5 protein-coding genes are annotated in these 6,634 nt (G+C 66.4%); all 5 read right to left on the reverse strand.

Annotated features, from left to right (window positions below):
• Nucleotides 1–10 precede the first annotated feature (10 nt).
• On the reverse strand, nt 11–1,393 hold the full coding sequence (locus tag EKH81_RS12820) for an MmgE/PrpD family protein (RefSeq protein WP_132058627.1): 1,383 nt from the start codon (nt 1,391–1,393) through the stop codon (nt 11–13).
• Nucleotides 1,394–1,539: 146 nt separating this feature from the next.
• Nucleotides 1,540–3,690 carry a DUF7827 domain-containing protein gene (locus EKH81_RS12825; protein ID WP_132058626.1) on the reverse strand — a complete coding sequence of 717 codons (2,151 nt, stop codon included), beginning with the start codon at nt 3,688–3,690 and terminating at the stop codon, nt 1,540–1,542.
• Between the two features lie 173 nt (nt 3,691–3,863).
• Nucleotides 3,864–4,346, reverse strand: coding sequence for a hypothetical protein (locus tag EKH81_RS19595; protein ID WP_132058625.1), 483 nt, complete (start codon nt 4,344–4,346; stop codon nt 3,864–3,866).
• The gene (locus EKH81_RS19600) at nt 4,331–5,416 is read right to left on the reverse strand and encodes an HTTM domain-containing protein (protein ID WP_238392182.1); all 1,086 of its coding nucleotides are present in this window, start codon (nt 5,414–5,416) and stop codon (nt 4,331–4,333) included. Before EKH81_RS19600 ends, EKH81_RS19595 begins: the two co-directional genes overlap by 16 nt.
• Nucleotides 5,417–5,579: 163 nt before the next feature.
• The coding region (locus EKH81_RS12835; protein ID WP_162224624.1) for an HAD-IC family P-type ATPase at nt 5,580–6,634 on the reverse strand (1,055 nt) is incomplete at its 5' end.

Raw genomic sequence — 6,634 nt, forward strand, 5'->3', positions numbered from 1 at the left:
GCGACTTCGGTCAGTCCAGCAGGTCCACCAACTCCGATACGTCGCGGTCTTCCAACTGCAACACCGTCTCGACAATCTCCTCGCGCTTGGCCTCGTCATAGCGCTCTCCCGCGGTTTCGTGAAACTTCGTCTCGATTTGGTCCCACGACATCGGATTCTTGGGGTGGCCCGCGAACCAGTCTTTCTCCACGAGGTAGGTCGTCCCGTCGGTCGTCTCGACCGCCACGACCGCGGGCATCTCGCCGCCCTCGAACCGGTCGGTGAGTTCGTCGTCCTCCGAGACTTCGACTTTCCGGAGGAGTTCCTGCACGTCGTCGCGCTGGATTCGCTCGGGGTCGTACTGGGCGTTGCCCATCTCGCGGTCGATGAGCGAGACGGCGAGCATGTAGGGGAGCGAGTGGTCGGCTTGGGCCTTCGTCTCGACTTCGTAGCGACTCCCCTCGCCGCCGCCGATGATGAGTTTCGCGCCCGCGAAAGTGTCGAGTCGAATCTTCTCGACCGCCTCGGGGTCGATGTCCTCGCGCTCGGCGAGTTCGATGATGCCCTCGACCGCCGACTGGGCGTACGTCTCGGCGACGTACTTCTTCGTCATCACGTCGTGGACGCGCTCGGCGGGCGTGTACTCGACTTCGAAATCCTTCGAAACGACCTGTTTCCACCCCTTCTGGCCCTCGAACAGATTCGTCGGTCCCTCCAGTCCGTTCTTCGCGAGGAACGCCGAGTACACCGCGTTCCGGGCGGCGTTCGCCGACGCGATTCCCTTCCACTCCGAGATGCCTCCTGTCCGCGTCACCCGGAGCGCGTTGTGGGCGGTGCCCGCGATGCCGACCGCCGACCGGAACGCCTCGCGGTCCAAGTCCAGAATTTTGCTCGCTCCGGCGGCCGCGGAAATCACGGTGTGAGTCACGTGGTCCCACCCCCTGTCGCGGACCGGCGCGGCCCACGCGAGCGCGCCCTGCACCTCGTAGGCGACACCGACAGCGGTAACGAGGTCTTTCCCGGAGGCGTCGGCGTACTCGCCGCAGGCCATCACGCCCGCGACGTTGTCGCTCGGGTGGGGCGTCTCGCCCGGCGCGAGAAACGAGTCCATGTAGTCGAGATACCGCGTGAGCGTCGTGTTGTACATCGCGGCGTCTGGCGGCGAGGCCGACCCGCCGCCCCACAGCGAACACGCCGCTTCGTCGCCGGTCGTCCCGTCGCTCCCGGCCGCTCCGCCAGCGCCGAACTCCCCCACGGTGTCGCGAACGATGCCGACCGGGCCCTCGTCCATCGCGGCGACCCCGATGCCGATGGAATCGAGAATCCGTTTTTTGAGTTCGTCTACGGTGTCGTCGCTCAGGTCCTCGAAGTCGAGACCGAGCGCGAAGTCGGCCATCTCGGCGGTCGTCGTCATGGCCGGGCGTGCGACGACTCCACGCAAAAAACGGGTCGTGCGTTCAGTCGGAAACGGTCGCGAGAGCGTGAGTAAGCCGGTGTTACGCGCCGCGAGAATCGGCCGTTCGGCCGATTCTCGCGGCCGCACAGCGCCATCCTGGTAGCTCAGCGCCGCCGCGTCGCGAGCGCCGCACCCGCGAGCGCGAGGACGCCCGCAAGCAGGAGCGCGACCGGTCCGAAGCCGGGTGCGCTGACTACCGCGACTTCGTCTTCGGTCGTGGTCTCGTCGGCTTCGTCACCTTCGTCGGCGGCGTCCTCGTCTTCAGCGTCCTCGTCGGTCGTCGTCTCCGCTTCCGCGTCGTCTTCGACCTGCGTTTCGTCTTCTGCATCGGCTTCATCTTCGGCGGTCGTCTCTTCTTCGTCGTCTGCGTCGTCTTCAGTCGTCGTTTCTTCGGTGGTCGTCTCTTCCTCGTCGGTCTCCTCGGCTTCGGTCGTCTCCGTCTCCTCCGCGTCTTCAGCGCCGTCGTCGGTCACGACGACGCCGGTCGCGTTCGCGGCGGGGTCGGCGACCGAAGCGGTGAACTCGGTGCCGTTCGGCACGCCCGAGAGGTCGAAGCTAGCCTCCCACGTGCCGCCCTCTTCGACGGTGACGGTCTGGCGCTCGAAGAACGGATTCGCGCCCGTGCTCTCGACCTGAACTTCGAGGTCGGTACCCGGCGCGACCGAACTCGTGCCCGAGACCGTCGCGTCACTCGACGCGGCCACTTCGAGCGGTTCGTCGATGGAGGCGGTGCGCTCCACGACGGAGAAGTTCGCGGTGTACGACGAGGCGTTGTCGGCCGAGACGTACGGGTTCGCCTCCGTCACCGTGAAGTTCGCCCCGTAGGAGGTGTCCCGGTCGAAGTCGGCGGCGTCGAAGACGAGGAACAGCTGGTCGTTCTCCTCGTCGGCGAGCATCGTCGCGTTGTCAATCGGCACCTCTGTCTCGGCAATGTTCATTTCCATACCCCGCATGAGCGTCATCGAGAGGCCCGTCTCGTTGTCGTTGAGGTCGGAGATATTCTCGACGTAGCCGTACACGCCTGACGCCTGAATCTGGATGACGGCCCAGTCGTCGGCCGCGATGTCGTCGTCCTGCGTGACGACGTCGGCCAGTTCGGACGCGGTTTCGGGACTCTCGGCACCGGGTGCGGTCCACACCTGTACGCCGTCTATCGAGGGTTCGTTCAGAATCAGCGACCCCGTCGTGGTCTGCTCGCCGCCAGCGAACGTCCGAATCGGGTACGTCGCGGCGTCGAGTCGGTCCGGAACCGGGTCGGTCTGAAGCTGGTAGCCCTCGACTCGGTCCTCGCCGACCGCGGAGATGCCGGAGTCGTCGGCCGAGAGTCCGGCCTGATACGTGTTGACCTCGACGGTCGCTTCGCCGTCCTCGTCCTCGTCCACCACGTCGAAGCGCGCGAGGTAGCCGACGTTCTCCGAACCGAGCGTGACGGTGGTCCGGTCGGTTCCCTCGAACGTGAGATTGAACCGGGCCACGTCGCCACGCTGTTCGGAGACGGTGGCGTTGGCGAGCGAGACCGTCCCGTCGACCGGTTCGGAGACGGTTATCGTGGCCGAATCGCGGGCGGCCCCGTCGGACGAGGCGACTGCGACGGTGTACGTTCCGGGTTCGACGCCGGAGAAGTTGGCCTCCAACGCGGCCGAGTCGCTCGTGTTCCGGGTCGAGACCGCCTCTCCGTCCTGGAGTTCGACGTCCGAGAAGACGTCCGCGAGCTGTTCGGACGTCAGATTATCGGAGAAGAGTTGGAAATCGTAGCCCGCGCGGTTGGATTCGAGTTCGAGTTGGGTCTGTGCGTCGGCCGAGTCGTCGTTGCTGACCGCCACGTCGGAGAACGACGCTTCGAGCGTCTGCGAGGCGACCTCCCACGCGGCTTGGTTCACGCCCACCTGACCCGTGGCGGTGCCGTTCTCGAACGCGACGGGGTCGCCCGCTTCGTTCAAGATGACGTACTCGCCGTCGAGACCGGACGTACCGACGGTCGCCGACCCTGAGCCGTCGAGGAGGACTTCCGTGACGAGTCCGCCGACGTCGCCGTCGCTCACCTCCCGAACCTCCCAGACCTCGCTCGCGTTCTCCGCGCCAGCGGAGAACGCGAGAAACTGGCCTTCCCAGTACACTTCGCCGGATTCGACGGTCTCGTCCTCGACTCCGTCGTCCTGCGCCTGATACGCGGTTCCTACGCCCGACACTCCCGCCGTCAACGATGCGACGACGAGAAGTGTCGTCAGCAGTACACTCGTGCGTGTCCGTGTCATGATTTCCCCCAATTTCCCCCGCCACGCACCGCGCGCGGCGTCTCCTGAAAACGTTCGCCGAATTTCCGTAAGTATCTTTTGACGGTAGTGAACGATTGTGCCCGAAGTAATCGGGTTAGCCCGGCCGTAACACCGAGCCAGCGACGGGACAGCGAATTTTGAGTCGGCGCGCGCTACCGACCCGAATCGACCACCGAACACGAATAGCGCCCGAGTTCGACCCTCCGAGTGGGTTCGGGACCGTCGAGTCGGGTCGGCTGTTCGACGTAGTGGACCTCGACGCGAGTCAGTTCGTCGTCGTTGTCGGCGTTCCACCGCCAGCAGAGGTACTCCGCGAAGCCGCGGGTCAGGTCGGCGTCCTCCGCGCGCCAGAGGTCCACGAGGTACTTGCGCCACCGTGAGTCGGGGTAGATTCGGGACACGTTCTCCGGGCGGTCCCACTCGACCGCCGACCCGCGGAAGGCGTCGATTCGCTCCCCGGATTCGAGTTCGCCCGGCACGACGTACCAACCGTCGGTTTCGAGCGGTTCCGGCGCGAACATGTCCCAACTGTTGTCGGCGGGAGATGCGTCGGCCGCGGGTCCCGAGTCGGGGACGGCGACGTAGCCGAGCGCCGCGGCGTTCCAGACGAGCGCGAGCGTCAGCAGACCGACCACGACGGGGGGAGCGACGCGGCGTTTCCATCGCAGGACTGCGGCCGGGATGCTCGGGAGCGCGCGGCGATGCGGAACGACATTGTCGCGTTCCAAAGTCGGTCCGTCGCATTCCGAAATCGGCTCGTCGCGTTTCGAAATCGCTCCGACGAATTCCGAAATCGGACCGTGACGTTCCAAAATGGCCCCACAGCGTCCCAGACCCGGGCTGGGAGGAACGGAATCAAGCCGACGAGCGCGATGAACGGAAACAGCCCCAGATTCATCGTCAGCGCCATCCCGAGGTGCATCGCAGCGAACAGCGACGCGAACGCGATTCGACGGCGTCCCGTCAGGACGACCAGCAGGGGCGAACACGCGAGCATCGCGAGCCAGACCCAGTCGAACGCGACGAGCAGCGCGGGAAACTGTGCCACGAAGTCGCCGAATAGCACGGTGAACTGGTCAAGGCTGAACACGTAGCGTACCGCGTCACCCTGTATCCAGCGGTCGCCCCGGAGTTTGAACGCAGCGTTGACGGCGTAGACGACGACCACCTGAAGCAGGAGCGCGGCGGTAGCGGCGCTCACCACGCGATTTCGAGACGCGGCTTCGGCGCGGAGCGAATCCACCGACCACCGCGCGCCGAGCGGAAGGAACAGGCCCCAGAACAGGAGTCGCCGGAGGAGCGAGTCCCCGGCGCTCAGGACGAGGGGGTTTCTGGCATGAAGCGACACCAGCAGGAGCCACGACACCGTCGCCGCGAGCGTCGTCCGGTGGCCGACGACGAGTGCGAGCGCGGACACGCCAGCGAGCAGAAAGAGCACGACCTGTACCCACGCCGCCCCGGAAATCGTGTGAATCGAGAGCGTCGCGAGAATCGGAAAGCCCTCTCGGAGCGCCGTCCGCGGCAGGACGCCGACATCGGTGTAGAACGCCACGAGGTCCCGAGACCGGAGGAGGAGGTCCACGAAGAGGAGCAGGCCGAGCGTCACGCGAAACGCGGCCAGCGCTCGCGCGTCGATTCCGAGGCGACGAGCGACCGCGCTTCGGCTCCGTTCGTGGAGCCTTCGTGCGATTTCGCGTGTGTCCATAGGTAGATAGTGAGAGTGAGAAATATCAGTTCAGGAATGATAAAAAGGCTGTGTTTCGGTCGGCAGAGTGCGAGCGGAGAGCGACGTTACTCGGTAGCGGGACGGGGCATTCGTTCGCGTTCGCGGATTTCCGGCGTCTTTTCGACGCGCTGTACGGCGACGCTCACCGCAGGAAGCCAAACAGCCGATAGTCGTGGTCGGGCGTGTACTTCCGGAACAGCAGACTGTTCGCCAACACGCTCACGCTGGAGAACGCCATCGCGGCGGCCGCCAGCACCGGCTGGAGCAGGCCGAGCGATGCCAGCGGAATCATCGCGGTGTTGTAGCCGAGCGCCCAGAAGAGGTTCTGTTTGATTTTCGCCAAGGTCCCCTCCGAGACCCGGATAGCTTTCAGCACGTCTGCCGGGTCGTCGCGCATCAGCGTCACGTCGGCCGCTTCGATTGCCACGTCGGTTCCGGAGCCGATTGCCGCGCCGACGTAGGCCGCCGCGAGCGCGGGCGCGTCGTTCACGCCGTCGCCGACCATCATCGCCTTTCGGCCCTCGTCCTGAATCGATTCGACAGCGTCGGCCTTGTCCTCGGGCAGGACCTCGGCCCGGACGTTTTCGGGGTCGATGCCGACCTGTTCGGCGACCGCGCGGGCCGTCCGGTCGTTGTCGCCCGTGATGAGCATGACTTCCTTGCCGCGTTCGCGGAGGTCCGAGACGGCGTTCTTCGCGCTCTCTTTGACGGTGTCGGCGTCGGCGACGACCCCCGCTAGCGCTCCGTCCACGGCGACCAGCATCGCGGTCTTCCCCTCGCGTTCGAGGCGCTCCATGGTCTCCTCGGCGGGCGAGGGGTCGATGCCCTCGTCTTCGAGCAGTTTTCGGTTGCCGACGAGAACCTCGCCGCGGGAGGTGGTCGCCCGGACGCCGTGACCGGGGACATTTTCGAAGCTCTCGGCGTCTTCGACTTCGATGCCGCGCTCTCGCGCGCCCTCCACGATGGCTTCCGCGAGGGGGTGTTCGCTCCCTTTCTCGGCGCTCGCGGCCGCCGCGAGGACCAACTCTTCGTCGATTTCGGCGGTGGGAGCTTCGACCGCGCCGCCGTCCGTGGCGGGGTCCCCACCGTCAGTCGGAGTTTCGCTTCCCCCGTCAGTCGCGGGGGGGGGGCCCCCCCCCGCGGGGCCCGGCCCCCCCCCCGCCGGGCGGCGCCGCAAGCCGGCAGGGCAGGGGGCGG

Origin of the sequence: Halorussus amylolyticus (assembly GCF_004143485.2) — an archaeon.
Classification (GTDB): Archaea; Halobacteriota; Halobacteria; order Halobacteriales; family Haladaptataceae; genus Halorussus; species Halorussus amylolyticus.

Excerpts from the sequence above, each read along its gene's own strand:
- EKH81_RS12820 (WP_132058627.1), bottom strand. The coding sequence starts at position 1,393 with ATGACGACGACCGCCGAGATGGCCGACTTCGCGCTCGGTCTCGACTTC.
- EKH81_RS19600 (WP_238392182.1), bottom strand. The coding sequence starts at position 5,416 with ATGGACACACGCGAAATCGCACGAAGGCTCCACGAACGGAGCCGAAGC.
- EKH81_RS12825 (WP_132058626.1), bottom strand. The coding sequence starts at position 3,690 with ATGACACGGACACGCACGAGTGTACTGCTGACGACACTTCTCGTCGTC.